Origin of the sequence: Avibacterium sp. 20-132, assembly GCF_023611925.1 — a bacterium.
Classification (GTDB): Bacteria; Pseudomonadota; Gammaproteobacteria; order Enterobacterales; family Pasteurellaceae; genus Avibacterium.
The window spans coordinates 1403138-1419025 of the sequence record NZ_CP091456.1 but is presented as its reverse complement, the minus strand read 5'-3'; the positions used below and the strand labels follow the sequence as shown (position 1 = coordinate 1419025).

At 38.4% G+C, this 15888-nt stretch carries 17 protein-coding genes; 6 read left to right on the top strand and 11 right to left on the bottom strand.

Features of this window, described 5'->3' with window-relative positions; translation table 11 throughout:
• Positions 1-19: 19 nt before the first annotated feature.
• From rlmC to hinT, 4 genes are read right to left on the bottom strand one after another with little or no spacing between them, the layout of a single operon-like run.
• The gene (gene rlmC, locus L4F93_RS06770) at positions 20-1198 is read right to left on the bottom strand and encodes a 23S rRNA (uracil(747)-C(5))-methyltransferase RlmC (protein ID WP_250351648.1); all 1179 of its coding nucleotides are present in this window, start codon (positions 1196-1198) and stop codon (positions 20-22) included.
• A 9-nt stretch (positions 1199-1207) separates the two neighbouring features.
• Complete coding sequence (gene nagZ / locus L4F93_RS06765; protein WP_250349593.1) at positions 1208-2251, bottom strand: beta-N-acetylhexosaminidase; 1044 nt, start codon at positions 2249-2251, stop codon at positions 1208-1210.
• A gap of 8 nt (positions 2252-2259) precedes the next feature.
• Entirely contained in the window at positions 2260-2628 is a 369-nt protein-coding gene (locus L4F93_RS06760; protein WP_250349592.1) for a YcfL family protein, read from the bottom strand.
• Positions 2628-2978, bottom strand: a complete 351-nt coding sequence (hinT, locus tag L4F93_RS06755) for a purine nucleoside phosphoramidase (protein ID WP_250349591.1) — start codon at positions 2976-2978, stop codon at positions 2628-2630. Before hinT ends, L4F93_RS06760 begins: the two co-directional genes overlap by 1 nt.
• 314 nt (positions 2979-3292) lie before the next feature.
• Between hinT and focA the strand changes: the two genes are divergently transcribed.
• The 5 genes from focA to pflA all read left to right on the top strand — a co-directional run bounded on the left by focA (position 3293) and on the right by pflA (position 9223).
• Complete coding sequence (focA, locus tag L4F93_RS06750) at positions 3293-4147, top strand: formate transporter FocA (protein WP_250349590.1); 855 nt, start codon at positions 3293-3295, stop codon at positions 4145-4147.
• 74 nt (positions 4148-4221) lie between these two features.
• Positions 4222-6534, top strand: a complete 2313-nt coding sequence (pflB, locus tag L4F93_RS06745; RefSeq protein ID WP_250349589.1) for a formate C-acetyltransferase — start codon at positions 4222-4224, stop codon at positions 6532-6534.
• Positions 6535-6608: 74 nt separating this feature from the next.
• On the top strand, positions 6609-7433 hold the full coding sequence (locus L4F93_RS06740; RefSeq protein ID WP_250349588.1) for a hypothetical protein: 825 nt from the start codon (positions 6609-6611) through the stop codon (positions 7431-7433).
• 112 nt (positions 7434-7545) lie between these two features.
• Positions 7546-8352 carry a 5'-nucleotidase, lipoprotein e(P4) family gene (locus L4F93_RS06735; protein ID WP_250351647.1) on the top strand — a complete coding sequence of 269 codons (807 nt, stop codon included), beginning with the start codon at positions 7546-7548 and terminating at the stop codon, positions 8350-8352.
• Positions 8353-8482: 130 nt separating this feature from the next.
• Positions 8483-9223, top strand: coding sequence for a pyruvate formate lyase 1-activating protein (pflA, locus tag L4F93_RS06730; RefSeq protein ID WP_250349587.1), 741 nt, complete (start codon positions 8483-8485; stop codon positions 9221-9223).
• A gap of 465 nt (positions 9224-9688) precedes the next feature.
• Here pflA and L4F93_RS06725 read toward each other — a convergent pair whose 3' ends face one another.
• The 7 genes from L4F93_RS06725 to nhaB form a co-directional block, all read right to left on the bottom strand.
• Entirely contained in the window at positions 9689-10576 is an 888-nt protein-coding gene (locus L4F93_RS06725) for a DMT family transporter (protein ID WP_250349586.1), read from the bottom strand.
• Between the two features lie 9 nt (positions 10577-10585).
• A complete protein-coding gene (gene rimI / locus L4F93_RS06720) occupies positions 10586-11029 on the bottom strand; it encodes a ribosomal protein S18-alanine N-acetyltransferase (RefSeq protein ID WP_250349585.1) in 444 nt (147 codons plus the stop codon).
• Positions 11029-11439, bottom strand: a complete 411-nt coding sequence (locus L4F93_RS06715; protein WP_250349584.1) for a DNA polymerase III subunit psi — start codon at positions 11437-11439, stop codon at positions 11029-11031. Before L4F93_RS06715 ends, rimI begins: the two co-directional genes overlap by 1 nt.
• 130 nt (positions 11440-11569) lie before the next feature.
• Entirely contained in the window at positions 11570-12118 is a 549-nt protein-coding gene (locus L4F93_RS06710; RefSeq protein WP_250349583.1) for an opacity family porin, read from the bottom strand.
• Between the two features lie 54 nt (positions 12119-12172).
• Complete coding sequence (locus L4F93_RS06705) at positions 12173-12676, bottom strand: SprT family zinc-dependent metalloprotease (RefSeq protein WP_250349582.1); 504 nt, start codon at positions 12674-12676, stop codon at positions 12173-12175.
• A 217-nt stretch (positions 12677-12893) separates the two neighbouring features.
• The gene (gene dsbB / locus L4F93_RS06700; protein ID WP_250349581.1) at positions 12894-13427 is read right to left on the bottom strand and encodes a disulfide bond formation protein DsbB; all 534 of its coding nucleotides are present in this window, start codon (positions 13425-13427) and stop codon (positions 12894-12896) included.
• A gap of 12 nt (positions 13428-13439) precedes the next feature.
• Entirely contained in the window at positions 13440-14981 is a 1542-nt protein-coding gene (gene nhaB / locus L4F93_RS06695; protein WP_250349580.1) for a Na(+)/H(+) antiporter NhaB, read from the bottom strand.
• Between the two features lie 132 nt (positions 14982-15113).
• Here nhaB and fadR point away from each other — a divergent pair, with 132 nt between their 5' ends.
• Positions 15114-15839 (top strand): fatty acid metabolism transcriptional regulator FadR, encoded by a 726-nt coding sequence (fadR, locus tag L4F93_RS06690; protein WP_250349579.1) that lies wholly within the window; start codon positions 15114-15116, stop codon positions 15837-15839.
• The last annotated feature ends 49 nt before the right edge of the window (positions 15840-15888 follow it).

Here is a 15888-nt window from a genome sequence, read left to right as displayed (position 1 = left end):
GACTAACGGCACATTATAGCTATTTAAATTTATCATCAATGCGTTTAAGAAAAATCAACACCTCATAATGCGCAGTATGAGGAAACATATCAAAAAGTTGAATTTTTTGAGCTTGATAGCGAGATAATTCGCGCAAATCTTTGCCCATTGAAACGGCATTGCAACTGGAATACAAAATAAAGTGCGGTTGTAATTTGTTGAGAAATTGCGCTAGTTCTTTGCCGATGCCACGGCGTGGCGGATTGACGATCAGCAAATCTGGTCTTTCATTTTGTACTAAGGCGAAATTTGCTGCATCTAAGGATTGAAACTTCACTTGGATTAAGCCCAATTTTTCTGCTGATGAGCTGGCGCTTGCAATAGCTGATGGAGAGATTTCAATACCCGTTAATTGCACATTTCGCCCTTTTTCTTGCAAGATCGCCGCACAATGTAAGCCAAAGCCACCTGCGCCGCAAAACAGATCCCAGATGTTGCTAATGGGAAGATTTTTAATCCATTGCTGTGCCGTGCCGTATAAGCTTTCTGCTACCTTAGGATTGGTTTGGAAAAAGCCTTGTGGACGAATAAATAAAGGAATTTGGTTAAAATTTTCTTCTAATTGTTTTTGTTCTGTGAGAAAAATTTCTTCCTCACCTTCTAAAATTGCCGCGTGTTTGGGTTGAATATTTAAACTCACCACTTTTATTTGCGGTAAATTTGCTAATAACTGTGGTAATTCTCGTTGAATTAACGCAAGTTTTGCCGTTGAACGTAACACAAAACGCAACATTAATGTGCCGTTAATTTGGCTTTCAGTGAGTAAGATGTATTTCAGCTCACCTTTGCGTTTCGTAATGTGATAAGGCACTAAACCGGCTCGTCCGATAAAGATTTTTAATTGATGAAAAATATGCGCAAAATGAGAAGGATAGAGTAAACAGTCTGATAAATCTACCGCACTTTGTGGATCATTAGGATTGCTAAGAATGCCTAAAATCGGGCGTTCCACTGAACCACTTACCACCATTTTGGCTTTATTACGAAAACCTTGCTGCGCAGAGGGATAAGTTGGTAGCCATTCAAGCTGTGAAAGATCAAGCCCAACAAGTTGTTGAACTAAATGGGCTTTTTTTTCATCAAGCTGCTGTGAATAGGGCATTTCAAGCCATTGGCAAGAACGGCATTGCCCCGCGATAAAGTGCGGACAAACAGGCATTACTGACATTTAAGCTCTCGCTAACCAATCTTGTTGAAGTGCGGTCAATTTTTGCTGATTTTCTTTCCAACGCGTTGAGTTTTCAAGGGTTTTCCAATCTAATTGACTACGTTTAAATAAACTTTGTAAACGTTGTTGGCGAAGTGCATATTGTTCCGTGGTTTCTTGCGGTTGGAAATGATCAAGAACTTGGATTACACCTTCACGTTCATTACATAGTAGTAATAAATCACAACCCGCATTCAATGATTGCTGACAACGTGCAACAAAATCACCCATAAAACCTGCGCCTTTCATACCTAAATCATCAGAAAAAATCGCACCGTTAAAACCAAGCTGATGACGTAAAATTGTTTGCAACCAATAAGCTGAACCACTTGCAGGCTGACTATCGCATTGGCTATAAATCACGTGTGCTGGCATTACGGCATCAAGCAAATTTTGTGCAATAAGCTGTTTAAAGGGTTGAATATCTTGCGCAAAAATTTGCGCTTGTGGACGTTCATCATAAGGGGTTTCTAAATGGCTATCAGCGATCACGCGTCCATGACCGGGGAAATGTTTGCCTGTGCTTGCCATACCCGCTTGTTTCATACCTTGAATAAACGCTGTAGCTAGGCGAAGTGTTGGATCGATTTCAGCGTGAAAACTACGATCACCAATAGCACGGCATTGATGACCTAAATCCAGCACTGGGGCAAAACTTAAGTCAATATCCAGTGCGGTCATTTCTGCTGCCATTTGCCAACCCGCTTGGTGCGCGAATTCTTGTTGTTGTGCGGTATGGCTGATAAGTTCGGCAAACGCTTGCATTGCGGGAAGCTGGGTAAAGCCTTCACGAAATCGTTGTACCCGTCCGCCTTCTTGATCTACCGTAATCAATAAGGGTTTCTTCACTTTTTGCCGTAAGGTGGCGACAAGATGTTGAATTTGTTCACGATCATAAAAATTACGTGTAAACAAAATCACGCCAGCAACCAATGGATGTGCAAGTAATTCTAATTCTTCTTGGCTAACTTCTTGTCCAGTAAGATCGATAAGTAAAGCTGACATTGAAATCCTTATTGCAATTTATTCAAACGAAGGTATAAGCGGTAATTAACGCTTTGTTGTGTTGGTGGAACAGGGGTTAAATTGGTTTGTTGGTTTGGTTGTAGAAGCAAGCTAGAAGGCGAATGTAAATTCGGTTCTTCCCCTTGTGTTACGCCATTTTTGTCATACCAAAAGAAATAATAAGCGACATCAAGCTGATGTGGGCTAGTATTCTTTAGCCAAACATTATTATCGCGCAACTTTGTCTCAATCAACGGCGCTAAATTTGCTTCTACATTTAAGATCGGATCATTCTCGCTTACAATATTTTGCGAGGGCGTTGAGCCACAAGCTGCAAGCAGTAGGCTTAATCCGCATAGAACAAATAGTTTTTTCATTATTTTGCCAACATTTTTCCTAAAGATTCACCACCAAGTAAGTGCATATGTAAATGATACACTTCTTGTCCACCGTGTTTGTTACAATTGACGATAAGGCGATACCCATCTTCCGCAATGCCTTCTTGCTGCGCCAATTTAGCCGCCACGGTAAATAAACGCCCTAATGTCAGCTCATCTTGCTCAGTTACTTCGTTCACTGTTGGGATTAATTTATTTGGAATAATCAAAATATGCGTAGGCGCTTGGGGGGAAATATCACGAAATGCCGTTACTCGCTCATCTTGATAGAGGATATTTGCTGGAATTTCTTTACGAATAATTTTGCTGAAAATGGTTTCTTCTGCCATAGCAATTCCTTATATTTTAAAGGGATATTGAGAGATAAATACAATCCTTATTGTACGCTTTTTATCCGCATATTGATTGATATTTTGCGGTATATAAAGTGCGGTTATTTTTATCAGAAAAGTTCTAAAATAGCAATTTGCAATCCATTTGTTAAATTTATGTTAATGCAAAACTTGTTTTTTATTTCAATATGTTACACAAATGTAAATAAATTTGATCTTGAACAAATTTTATAAAAAATAAACTTTTTTTTAGTTTTAAGTTACGGGTTTATACCTTAGAATAGGGACAGTTAATTTTTGTAGGGTGTGTGATGAAAACAGAAAACTCCGTCAGCTTTATGGCAACGCCAACAGAAATGGCGCAATTAGCCGAAAATATCGCGACCTATAAAGCGACTAAAAATCAATTCTATTCTTTTCTTTCCGCAATTTCTGCAGGCGCATTTATTGCCCTTGCTTTTGTTTTTTATACAACAACACAAACCGGTCTCTCCAATGTGTCTTGGGGTTTAGCCAAGCTCGTAGGTGGTTTAGTTTTCTCTGTTGGGGTGATTATGGTGGTTGTCTGTGGCTCGGAATTGTTTACTTCATCAACAATGACGCTGGTTGCACGTGCAGGGCAACGCATTAATACAATTCAAATGTTACGCAACTGGATTGCCGTTTATACTGGTAATTTTTTAGGTGCTATCGTCATCGCTGGACTTATTTGGTTTGCTGGGCAAACAATGGCTGTGAATGGACAATGGGGGTTAACCATTCTAAAAACCGCACAGCATAAGATTCATCATAGTTGGTTTGAAGCCTTTAGTTTAGGTATTTTGTGTAACATTATGGTATGTATTGCAGTTTGGATGAGCTATGCCGGAAAAACCTTGACTGATAAAGCATTCATTATGATCTTGCCAATTGGCTTATTTGTTTCTTCTGGTTTTGAACATAGTGTAGCGAATATGTTTATGATTCCCCTTGGTATCATTACAGCGCACTGCAGTTCTGTGGAATTTTGGCAAGCTATCGGGTTGAATGCCGAGCAATTTGCTGATTTAGATGTATATCATTTTGTCGTAAAAAATCTTATCCCTGTTACGCTTGGTAATATTGTTGGTGGCGGGGTATGTATTGCATTAATGCAGTGGTTTACTAATAAACCACATTCACATTAGTTTGGCGTAAGAGCGGTTGTTTTTTTCATCGTTTTTACATAATTAAATTTTATTTACGTTAAAGGAAAATAGTAATGACTCAATTAACTGAAGCGCAACAAAAAGCGTGGGAAGGATTTACCCCAGGCGATTGGCAAACAGAAGTCAATGTACGTGACTTTATCCAAAAAAACTATACCCCTTATGAAGGTGATGAATCATTCCTTGCTGGTGCGACTGAAGCAACAACCAAATTATGGAATGAAGTAATGGAAAAAATTAAGGTTGAGAACAAAACTCACGAACCTTATGACATTGATACAGATACTCCATCAACAATTACTTCACATAAACCGGGTTATATCGATCAAAATTTAGAAAAAATTGTGGGTTTACAAACAGATGCCCCATTAAAACGTGCCATTATGCCTTATGGTGGAATTAAAATGGTAAAAGGCTCTTGCCAAGTTTACCGTCGCGAATTAAAACCTGAAATTGAACATATCTTTACGGAATATCGTAAAACCCATAACCAAGGGGTATTTGATGTTTATACACCAGATATTTTACGTTGCCGTAAATCAGGTGTTATCACTGGATTACCAGATGCTTATGGTCGTGGTCGTATTATCGGGGATTATCGTCGCTTAGCACTTTATGGTGCGGATTTCTTGATGAAAGATAAATTTAAACAATTTAATTCATTACAAGAAAAATTAGAACGTGGTGAAGATATTCAAGCTACTATTCAACTACGTGAAGAAATTGCAGAACAACACCGTGCATTAGGTAAAATTAAAGAAATGGCGGCGTCTTACGGTTTTGATGTATCTAACCCAGCAACGAATGCACAAGAAGCCGTACAATGGACCTATTTTGCCTACCTTGCTGCAGTAAAATCACAAAATGGTGCCGCGATGTCTTTCGGTCGTGTATCAAGCTTCTTAGATATTTATATTGAACGTGATCTAAAAGCAGGAAAAATTACTGAACAAGAAGCACAAGAATTAATTGATCATCTTGTCATGAAATTACGTATGGTGCGTTTCTTACGTACACCAGAATACGATCAATTATTCTCTGGTGACCCAATGTGGGCAACCGAAACATTAGCTGGTATGGGCTTAGATGGTCGTACATTAGTAACCAAAAACAGCTTCCGTATCTTGCACACACTTTATACAATGGGACCTTCACCAGAACCAAACTTAACCATTCTTTGGTCTGAACAATTACCAGAAGCATTCAAACGCTATTGTGCTAAAGTGTCTATTGATACTTCTTCTGTCCAATACGAAAATGATGATCTGATGCGTCCAGACTTCAATAGTGATGATTATGCGATTGCTTGTTGTGTAAGCCCAATGGTCGTTGGTAAACAAATGCAATTCTTTGGTGCGCGTGCAAACCTTGCAAAAACCTTATTATACGCAATCAATGGTGGTATTGATGAAAAATCAGGTATGCAAGTTGGCCCTAAAACAGCACCAATTACTGATGAAGTGTTAGATTTCGATACCGTAATGGCGCGTATGGACAGCTTTATGGATTGGTTAGCAACGCAATACGTTACCGCATTGAACATTATTCACTTTATGCACGATAAATATGCTTATGAAGCAGCCTTAATGGCGTTCCACGATCGTGATGTATTCCGTACAATGGCTTGTGGTATTGCAGGGCTTTCTGTTGCAGCAGACTCTTTAGCCGCAATTAAATATGCTAAAGTGAAACCTGTGCGTGGGGATATTAAAGATAAAGACGGTAATGTGGTTGCCTCTAATGTGGCGATTGATTTTGAAATTGAAGGCGAATATCCACAATTCGGTAACAACGATAGCCGCGTTGATGATTTAGCAGTTGATCTTGTTGAGCGCTTTATGAAAAAAATTCAAACGCATCATACTTACCGCAATGCAACTCCAACACAATCCGTGCTTACTATTACGTCTAACGTGGTTTATGGTAAGAAAACAGGTAATACACCTGATGGTCGTCGTGCAGGTGCGCCATTTGGACCGGGTGCAAACCCAATGCACGGACGCGATCAAAAAGGTGCAGTAGCGTCATTAACTTCTGTGGCGAAACTTCCATTTGCTTATGCGAAAGATGGTATTTCTTACACCTTCTCAATCGTACCAAATGCATTAGGTAAAGATTACGAAGCACAAAAACGTAATCTTGCAGGCTTAATGGATGGTTACTTCCACCACGAAGCCACTGTTGAAGGGGGACAACATTTAAACGTGAACGTAATGAACCGTGAAATGTTGTTAGACGCAATGGAAAATCCAGAAAAATATCCGCAATTAACCATTCGTGTTTCTGGTTATGCTGTGCGTTTTAACTCTTTAACGAAAGAACAACAACAAGATGTAATTACACGTACATTTACACAATCAATGTAATTTAAATCTTTCTAGGGTAAATGGTCGGTATCAATATATACCGACCATTTTTATGTTTTATTTCATCAAAAACTATGCGTCAATACTTATATTCTTTATATAACGATTTATGCATTGCAATAAAAGAACTGCCAAGAGAACTAAATTGGCTCACCATTAAATATCAATATTATCTCAGAATAGCTATTTTATTTGGCATATTCATTTTTCTAATGACCGCCAAACCTAAAAAGCCTATTGATCTTAGTTTATTACTGCTAACAATTGTGATTTGTCTATCTTATTGCTATTTAGACAATAAGCAATTCGTTGATAAATGTAAAACAACGTTTAATAATAAACCGCTTGTTTTTATTATTTCAACGCCTTACCTCATTTATATTAACTGTGTCGTCTCAGAAGAGGTTTGTGTTAGAACTGGCTTCACAATTAGCTTCTTTCACACCTCTACTCAGGTATTATTTATCCTGATCAGTGGCATTATCTTATTTTTATTTATTGTATCGGCATTAATGGGGATACTTGCGGTGTACTATCAAATTTCTTTATGGCGAAATCTGATTTGGCTAGATAAAAGTGCGCAGAAAAAACAAAAATTATGCTACCAGTTACTAATGAGTTTGATTGCAATAAAATTTATTTTTGCCGTATCTTGCAACTATAAACCCATTATCGGTCAATTTTATTATTTAACCTTTGAGCAAGCATTGGTAAAAACCAGTTTTAACGCAATACTCAATAAACATTGCTTAAATAATGCAGACTTATACCATAAATATGGTAACAATATTCGGTTTGCTATTATTGATAGCCATATTATTTCTGTCGCAATCCCCAATAACAACGGACGATATGAATTTAAAACAGATTTTTGTGAAAGAGTGAAATCTTATAACTAATGAGGCTAAATAGCTAAAAATAGTTGTGAGATAAAATTTATTTGCGATAATAAGTGCGGTAGTTTTTTTGCAAAAATTTATCCCTCACTCATTAGGAGATCTTATGAAAACAATGAAATTGGCACTCTCTATGCTTACGCTTTCATCCATACTTGCGCTCACAGCTTGTTCTTCATCGCAACAAAATGCAGAACAACAACTACAAGAGCAAGCCGTATTAGGCTTGAATTGGGTGCAACAATCAGGTGAATATCAAGCACTGACTCATCAAGCTTTCAATATGGCGAAACTTGTCTTTGATCAAGCTAAGGCTGCAAAAGGTAAGAAAAAAGCGGTTGTCGTTGATCTTGATGAAACAATGATGGATAACAGTGCCTATGCAGGCTGGCAGATACAAACAGGTACAGGCTTCAATGGTGATGATTGGACTCGTTGGGTAAATGCACGAGAAACCGCAGCTGTACCGGGAGCGGTAGAATTTAATAACTATGTTAATAGCCACAACGGTAAAGTATTCTACGTTTCTAACCGCAAAGATGCTACAGAAAAAGCGGCAACATTAGATGACCTTAAAACGCTTGGCTTCATCGGTGCGAGTGAAGAGGTTCTCTATTTGAAAAAAGATAAATCTAGCAAATCAGCACGCTTTGCTGAAATTGAAAAATTAGGTTATGACATCGTACTTTATGTTGGTGATAATTTAAATGATTTTGGTGATGCCACTTACCACAAATCTAATGCAGAACGCCGTGCATTTGTACAACAACATAGCAAACAATTTGGTAAAAAATTTATTATGCTACCAAATCCAAACTATGGTGACTGGGAAGGCGGTTTAGCCAAAGATTATTACAAAGGTGATAATCAAAGCCGTGTAAAAATTCGCCATAATGCGATAAAAGCTTGGAGCGGAAAATAACTTTTTTCCTTAATATTACGCTATAATACCCAATCTGCCTCATCGTGAGGCAGATTAATTTCTATTTAATCCTTTTCGCAAAGCCTTAAATAGAAATTAACGATTTTACATTCTCTAACAAAGGAACATTATGTCAGTTTTAGCTCGCTATCATTCTTATGAATCTTGCGGAACCGTTGATGGCCCGGGGATTCGTTTCATCCTGTTTTTGCAAGGGTGCTTAATGCGTTGCAAATATTGCCACAACCGTGACACTTGGGATCTACACGGTGGTAAAGAAATTTCCGTAGAAGAACTGATGAAAGAAGTCGTCACTTATCGCCATTTTATGAATGCTTCTGGTGGTGGCGTTACCGCCTCAGGAGGAGAAGCTGTATTGCAAGCGGAATTTGTACGGGATTGGTTTCGCGCCTGTAAAAAAGAAGGTATTCACACTTGTTTAGACACCAACGGGTTTGTTCGCCATTATGATCATATTATTGATGAATTACTTGATGTGACGGATTTAGTGTTGTTAGATCTCAAAGAACTCAATGATCGCATTCACCAAAATCTTATCGGTGTTCCCAATAAACGTACCCTTGAGTTTGCGAAATATTTGCAAAAACGCAATCAAAAAGTTTGGATTCGCTACGTGGTTGTCCCCGGTTGGACGGATAGCGATGAAGATGTCCATCTACTCGGCAACTTTATCAAAGATATGGATAATATTGAAAAAGTGGAGCTTCTGCCTTACCACCGATTAGGGGCGCATAAATGGGAAGCAATGGGGGAAAAATACGAACTAGAAGAGGTAAAACCACCAACAAAAGAATCGCTTGAACACATCAAGCAAATCTTAGAAAGTTATGGGCATAAAGTGAATTATTAATAAGGAAGATTATCCTTCCTCCTCCCCTTGTATTTCTTACCTATGCGGGCGGAATGTATTTTGTTCCTCCCGCTGGATTATTCTCTTTCCCGCCTCTCTTTCTTCTCCCCATAAGGATATTGGCAAGCCTTATTGCCATTTGTAGCCTTTGGCAATTTCATCAAGCTAAAACAACCATAAGCCCACTGGCAACGGAAAAAACCTCCCGTCTTATCACAAAAGGCATTTACGCATACAGCCCTAACCCAATGTACCTTAGCTTATGACTGGTGTCGTTAAGCCAGTTTTTGAGGCTAGGAAAAGGATTGGCAATTTTAGAACCTATTTGCTTTATTATAATTATAAATCAGTTCCAAATTAAGTAGGAAGAACGAGTATTATTACCACTTTTGGGCAAGCCATATCAACAATATTGCCAACGAGTTAGGCTCTCGATATAACTAAAGAAAGTGCGGTGTTTTTTTACTATTTTTTTCTACGCAAAAATTGTTTCAGCTTTTCTTTCGGCAAGCGGTAGAACATTAACGCCAGAAAAATTAACCCACAACCTAATGCCTTATGTGATGTAAGCGGTTCGTGAAAAATCATCATACTTAAAAAAAGTGTCCACACTGGCTCAAGCAACATAATTAATGCCGCATTCCCTACACTGGAATACTTCTGACCAAGGGTTTGCAATAAAAAACGAAAATTGGTTGCAATCAGCACACTGGCTGCCAGCCAGCCCCAAGTTTCATTCGGAATATCCTCTCGCCAAGTTTCCATAAAAATCGAATACAAGCCACATAAAATACCAACCATTGCTAGCTGAATGGTGGTGAGAGACAACACAGGAATATGGCGAACATAATGATGATTAAGCACAAAATAAGTCGCGGCTAGCAGTGAAGTGAGTAAATACAAGCTATTCTCTGAAGAAAGATTAAACCCATTATCACCTAAAGCAAGAAAATACAAGCCTGAAATCGCAATGGGCAAGCTGAGCCAAAAACGAGATTGCGGCTTTTGTTTGAACAGCAGCCAAGCGAGCAACGGCGCAATTAACATTGATAAACTGGTGAGAAATGCCCCTTCACCAAAATTGGTATTATTGGTAATCGCCAAAATCCAAACACCAAGAAAAACCGCAAAAACGCCCCCAATTAGCAAGGCATTAAGCACCTGCCGATGACTCAAACGGCGTAAATGAGGATAAGCAAAAGGCAGGAAAACCAACGCAGCAAGAAAAAATCGCAAGCCGATAAATCCCACCGAGGGCAAGGCATCAATAGCATATTTTGAAAAGAACCAGCCAATGGCAGCAGAAATGGTCACAAATAAAAGGATAATTTCCCCACGATAACGTTCTAGCATTGTTGTTCCTTATAAATAGCACGCCATTACCACAGCATTTTCTCGTCTGCCGTCTAACGTCGGATAATAATTTTTGCGAATATCCACTTCGTTAAAGCCGCATTGTCGATAAAGCTTTTGCGCGATTTCATTGGATTGACGTACTTCCAACCATAATGTCAAAATGCCCTGCTCGCGCAATTTATCGATTAAAGAATGCAATAATTGCTTTCCTAAGCCTTGCCCTTGATAAGCAGGATCAATGGCAAGATTGAACAAGGTAGCTTCATCAACCACTTTCTGACAAATGGCAAAGCCGATAATATGCTGCTCTTTCTCTAATTTTAAATTGAAATAGCGTTCACCTTGATTATTTTTTAATGTCCCTAAAGACCAAGGCACAAGATGCGCTTGCTGTTCGATCGAAAATAATCGATCAAAATCTTGTGATTGAATCGGTGAGATCTTTATCATTATGGATTAATTCCTTGAATTTGCTGCCATAATTGACGCTTTTCTTGCGGGCTTGCCATCAAGGTTTCCCAATTTGGCGATAGCCATTGGCTCAAGGCTTTTTGACAATACGGCAAAGTGCGGTGGATTTTTTCTGAATTTTCACTTAATAGCCAATAATGTACTTCGTGGCTGACGTGCAAATGCGGAATAAAATCAAAATGAATCGTTAAATATTCATTTTGCTTCACATCTAAGCTACGCAAAATATCCTGTAATAACGCAATAGGGGGATTTTCAGCCTCACTAATGATCACCAACCGTACCCGCTCATCAATAGGAATATTAACTACACCTTGCAAGCTTTCAGGGCGAACCAGTTGCCATTGGGAAAGCCCCATTTCTTGTAACAGAAGTTGATGCCGTTTCATTATGTTACCGTTCATTAAGAAAATTGCTGTATTGTAAACATTTAGAAAGGCTTCATCAAATAAAGCTAAACGATTTCAGCATAAAAAATGCGGTGGAAAACCACCGCACTGACAATAAAACATTGATTAATTAGAATTCGTAACGAAGACCCACTTTTAAGCCATATTGGTTTACTTTGGTATCTTCCCAAGAACCTAGGCGGTTATACTCAACCCCAGCGTTCAAAGTAAGATTAGAATCTAAATCATAAGAAACCCCAGCTAATGCACCGTAACCAAATTTAGTTTGAGTTTTTTCTTCAAATGCGCCAGGGAGAGAATTTTCGATACGGAAGATGTTGGTTGCTAAACGTACTCCAACATAAGGTTTTACAGTAAGATTAAGATCTAAATCGTAAAAACCAGAAAGACCAAATCCATAGCCTTTTGCACTAATATACTCACCATTAGAAGAATCTGAAGTTTTTCCGTAATGAGTATAATCAGCTGCAAAGCGCCAATCATTCAATTTATACCCTACAGAAATTCTAGGTTCAAATTTATTTTTATCTAAAGCAGAATATTCTGTGAATTTAAGTTTTGAATAACCTAAATCCCCTTGTACATACCAATTTGCATTGGCTGCTGATGAAATAGCTAAAGCACTCATTGCTACTGCTAATGCTAAGAATTTTTTCATATTATCCTCCAATAAAGGTGTTAAAAACTGCTTGATTCTAGCATAGTTTTTAACTCACGGTAAATGAATTAAGGGCTGTTTACATTCGCGGCAAAAATACACCGCACTTTGCTTTTGCACTTTATTATGACGACGTACGCTGAGATTGTGAGTGCGACAACCGCAGCGATAAGCAAAGGTTTTACCTTGCACGTTTTTAATATCTAAATGATGATAAATTTCAGCAGGTTGCTGAAAAACCGTTTCCATCACAGCTTTCCATTCTTTACCGTGTGGCGCTACTCGCCCAAAAACGTGATAAACAATTAAATGTGCCAATTCGTGAGGGACAATTTGCTGCAAAAAATATTCGGGATTTTCCAGTAGTAACGTGCGGTTAAAACGGATTTCGTTTTTCTGCAAATATGCCACGCCTGCTTTCACACCTCGTAACTGATAGTTTATTTCAGGCATTGGGAAAGCACGTTGAAAATACCTTTCTGCAAGTAATAGATAATGGCGTAATTGACGCAATATTTGCATATTAAGTATGCGTAATGAAGGATCTGTCTCTGACATAAATCAAAAATCTAATTCTATACTTATTCAGGAGATTAAACTGACATATTTTTTACATTAGGTAATTCATCCATATGCCTAGTAATGACTAGGCAAGCTTATTTTATGAATACTAATTTAAACTACTTTTCTATTAGTTATTCCAAATCACCTGAAACTTTTAGCTGTGCTTATTACAATCATTTAATTTTTAAATGAGATCTTCATTATAATTCAATTATCTAAAGATATTTCTTGTTTGCTCTAAACGTTTAAATTGACTGATTAATAACACCGCTAGTAATAAACTATAAAATGCAAAAATTACGATAATCCATTGCGCCATTGAAAAACCTAAAAATGACCACGTAATATCTGCACAAGATCCGGTTGGGTTAAATATATAAGGTAGCCAGCGATCCAAAGGCAATGTCTGTGGAAACTCCGCCATATAAGAACATTGATTCCAAGGCGCAGGATGAAGTTGATAATCAACGTGTTTGATTGCCAGTAATAAGCCTTTTACCGCACTCCCCAAGCCCACTAATAATGCCAATACGCGCAAAATGAGTGAGCGAGGGTAAAGCAAGCCAATTAATGCTGAAAATGTAATGCCAAGCAATGCAACACGCTCATAAATACACATCACGCAAGGCGCTAATCCCATTCCGTGTTGAAAATAAAGTGCGGTGCTTTCTAAGGCGATTGTTGAGATCAATAAAAGCAACCAACCGCCACGATTTAGCGATAACTGTTTGAAATATTTCAGCATTTTAAATCCTTCTTATACTGGAGTAACTAATCCTAGTTGAGTTAAAAACTGTGTTAATGTAGGCAATAAAAATTCTACTGCAGCTAATCCAACTAAAGATAGCACAATTGTATAAGGTAGCGCCATATAAACCATTCTTCCGTAAGACAAACGAATTAACGGCGCAAGCGAGGATGTGAGCAAGAATAAAAATGCGGCTTGTCCGTTTGGTGTTGCGACAGATGGCAAGTTTGTCCCCGTGTTAATCGCCACAGCAAGTAATTCAAATTGTTGTGGTGAAATAATATGTTGTTCCAACGCTGCTTTTGCTTCATTAATATAGACCGTTGCGACAAAGACATTATCTGAAATTGCAGACAATACTCCATTAAAAATATAGAACAGCATTAACTGAACATTTTCGGAGGCAGAGAGTACAAAATGAATAATCGGTGCGAAAAGGTGTTGATCAACAATAACAGCCACCACCGAGAAAAATACCACAAGCAAGGCTGTAAAAGGTAACGATTCTTGGAATGCCTTACCCAATGCGTGTTCACTCGTAATACCACAAGCGGAAGTACATAAAATGATGACACTTAAACCTATTAATCCTACTGCGGCAAGATGGAAAGCCAGCCCAACGACAAGCCAAATTCCCACAAGGGCCTGAATAATAAGTTTAATGCGTTCTTGATTGTTCATTTTACGTTGGCGATTACGATCAAATTTTGCCAACACGCCCCAAACTTTACGTGGAAGTTTTGCACCGTAACCAAATAAGTGAAATTTTTCGACAGCAATACAAGTTAATACACCACAGATTAAGATTGGAATCGTAACAGGCGTCATTCTGAAGAAGAATTCACCAAAACCCCATTTCGCTTGTTCGGCAATAATTAAATTTTGTGGTTCTCCCACCATTGTCATTACACCACCTAACGCCGTTCCCACCGCAGCGTGCATCATTAAGCTACGTAAAAAGGCACGAAATTCTTCCAAGGTGTCTTTACGATTACCAATATGTTTATCATCATTAATATCATCAGAATCATCAAAGTGTTTCCCTGAAGCCACTTTATGATAAACACCATAAAACCCCATTCCCACACTAATAATCACTGCAACAACAGTTAGCGCATCTAAAAAAGCAGAAAGAAATGCCGCACTTAAGCTAAATGAAAGCGATAAAACCAATTTAGAGCGAATATTGAGTAGCAACTTAGTAAAAATAAAAAGTAGCAGTTGCTTCATAAAATAAATGCCAGCCACCATAAACATTAAGAGCAAAATCACTTCAAAATTTGCCATAATTTCTGCCTTAACGTGTTCAGGGCGAGTCATTCCAATCATTACCGCTTCAATGGCTAATAGCCCGCCGGGTTGTAACGGATAACATTTTAACGCCATTGCAAGGGTTAAAATAAATTCAGCCACTAACACCCAGCCTGCAATAAATGGGCTAACACAAAAAAACAAAATTGGATTTAAAACTAAAAATCCAACGATGGCTAATTTGTACCAGTCAGGACTTGAACCAAGAAAATTTTTTAGAAATGCTTGATAATAGTTCATATTACGACCTTTACCTTAAAATGAAAAAATACAACTGTGCCAATTGTAATATATCCACCTTTCAAGGATAATAACAAATCTCTATTTTGTTATCTATGTCACAAATTTTTCAAAAAATAATTGCGCAAAAGTATGAATAATCATCAGTCGCTTCTTAAAGCCCAAAGCCCAGCGGGATTAGCTGAGGAATATATTGTAAAAAGCATTTGGAATAACCATTTTCCGCCGGGTTCTGATCTACCCGCAGAACGGGAATTAGCCGAAAAAATCGGGGTAACCAGAACGACATTGCGAGAAGTGTTGCAACGCCTTGCCCGTGATGGTTGGCTAAGTATTCAGCACGGCAAGCCAACCCGCGTGAATAACGTATGGGAAACCGCCGGACCAAATATCATCAGCACACTCATTCAACTCGATAAATCCACGATTCCTGTGATTATTACCAATGTTGTTTCATTACGTACAAAAATGGGCGAACAGTATATCCCTGAAGCCATTCAAACCGATCCCGTGACTTCATTAAAATTATTTGAAAATCTACCGCACTTGGCAGACACGCCACAGGCGTACGCTGAATTTGACTATCATTTATACCGCGCGTTTACCTTTGTCGCAAACAAACCTGTCTATGGTTTAATTTTAAATAGCTTTAAAGATCTCTACCACCAAGTGGCCTCTTTATTCTTTTCTGAAGCAAAATCGCGTCAATTCACGATGCAATTTTACCAAGCTCTGCGCAAAAGTTGTGAGCAAAGCAATGTTGAACTGGCTATTCAATGCCTCGCTGAAAACCGCGAACGTAGTAGCAGCATTTGGAAAGCAATGCTACATCACTTACCCGAGGATTTTGGCGAATAAAACAATTTAAGGGGAAAACGCCAGCCGCGAACTGGCGTTTAAATTGATA